Origin of the sequence: Ilumatobacter sp., from assembly GCF_041688325.1 — a bacterium.
Classification (GTDB): Bacteria; Actinomycetota; Acidimicrobiia; order Acidimicrobiales; family Ilumatobacteraceae; genus Ilumatobacter_A.
Window position 1 is genome coordinate 1 of the sequence record NZ_JBDNIJ010000418.1, and the last position, 2,109, is coordinate 2,109.

General features: G+C 60.3%; 1 pseudogene. It reads left to right on the forward strand.

Going from position 1 to position 2,109, the window contains the following annotated elements:
• Positions 1-224 precede the first annotated feature (224 nt).
• A pseudogene (locus tag ACH2EI_RS20560) lies at positions 225-1,493 on the forward strand (CaiB/BaiF CoA transferase family protein).
• Positions 1,494-2,109 lie beyond the last annotated feature (616 nt).

Consider the following 2,109-nt stretch of genomic DNA (forward strand, 5'->3'; position numbering starts at 1 on the left):
AGGTCATTGGTACAGAGCAATTGCATCTGCGCGGCTTTTTCGACCACCGCCCGGACTTGCATTCTGAGGCACTCGTGCCGAACGTTCCTTTTGAGTTCGCCGGGATCCGATCTCTGAGCGCAGCGCCTGAGCTGGGTGCCGATACGGAGAACTTCGTCGCGTCGATCGCCGCTGTCCAAGGCCGCAATGAGCTCCCCTCGGTCGATCTCTCGACCCAGCAGGTGGTGGAATTCTCAGTCGCCTGGGCGGGACCACTTACTGGACGCTATTTGGCGGAGTTGGGGATGCAAGTGCTGAAGGTCGAGCACCCAACGGCACGTGGCCTCGGCACTGGCGGCTTCAGCGCCGGATTGGCTCGAGGCGACGACTGGAGGTGGGGCGAACTCGCGCCTGCTCACATCCGGTCCGAGGTCTACCCTGATGCAGAGCCACGCGAACGCCCGTGGAACAGAATGGGCGTGTGGAACAAAATGAATCGGGGGAAGCAGAGCCTGTGTCTAGATGCAAAGGCTGATGGTGGAGGCGAGGTGTTACGCCGACTGATCGAACGAGCCGATGTGTTGTTGAACAACTACAGTCCGCGGGGCGCTAAGTCGCTCGGGATAAACGACGAGCGTCTGCGGGCCGTCAATCCCGACATTATTTCTGTTGCCATGACCGGATACGGAGAGACCGGGCCGCTGGCGGCCCACGCGTCGTACGGGCCAATCCTCGAGGCGTTCTCCGGATTCGATAAAGCAACTGGCTATCCAGACCTGTCTCCGATCAGAATCGGTCTTGCGTTTCCCGACGCGGTGGGGGGCACACACGGAGCCTTCGCCGTTCTGGCCTAGATATGGGAGCGAGCAGCAACCGGCGCCAAGGTGCACGTAGACCTCTCGCAGCTAGAGACCCTTCTGTGTTACGCAGGTGAACTGGTGCTGGCGGCATCATCAGCGGGTGTTCCACCTGAGCCGATGGGGAATCGCTCGCTTGATGTCTCGCCCCAGGGCGTTTACCCGACGGAGACCCCAGATCGTTGGGTGGCAATCACTGTGGACGACGATGACGCTTGGAAGTCTCTCCTCGATGCCGCTCCAGTCGATGAGCCGTCGGGCTGGCGGAATTTGTCCATGGAGCAGCGACGCGAACGTTTCGTCGAGATCGATAAGTGGATCGAGTCGTGGACATCTACAGCTGGGGCGATGGAGGTGGCATCGTTGTTACAAGCCCGTCAGGTGGTTGCTTGTCCGGCCTTCACCAACGCCGATCTCGTTGACAGCGATCACCTGCGCGAGCGCGAGTTCATGATTGAACTCGATCACCCGGACGTGGGGCCGCGACTCTTCCCCGGCACGCCGCTGCGACTGTCGGCAACTCCAGTGAAAGTTCATCGTGCACCCAGCTTCGGTGAGCACAACATGGAGGTCCTGTCGGAGCTTGGCTACTCCCCTGAGCAAATCGACGACCTCTTGGACGCGGGAGCGATCGCGGATCGACCACCGGAGTCTTGATTGGTGTGTTTCTCGTGTCCTGTCAGGCTGAAGGGCACTGTTGCATTGAGCCATCGCGAGGTCTTATTGGAGTCGGGCACAGGTAGCGGCACCTCGCTCGTCACCCTATTCGCCCCGCTCAGGAGACAGTGACGTGCGTCACAAGATAATCGCGCCAGCCGCACGAACCACACGCGATCCCTTAATGCAACAGTGCCCACCAGCACATGGTTTCTCCCGAACCGGTTGTTCCTCGGATCCGAGTGCCCCACGACGAAGTCGTTATTCCCGGCCGGTCGATCACCACTGCGGCTCGAAAAGAAATTTCCGAATCAGTTTCGAGTGGGCGATAGTGCCACGTAGTGCCGCGCTGAGCGGCCGGTGAGCCGCGAAACGCCTGGTCAGAGGACCTATGATTGGCGGAACGGGGGGGGATTCGAACATTGACGTTCTGTGTCCCGTTGCCGTCCGTTGTTCGCCTTTACGAGGACATGAGTGTCAAGGGCCAATTCGATCTGCCCACTGGCGGACAGTAGAACTGCCCGTTGGCGGCCATCAGTTTTGCCCACTGGTGGCCATTGGGGTTGCCCGGTGTTTAGTTGGTCAGTGGCATCACCCCTTGGCCGCCGGTTGCTTG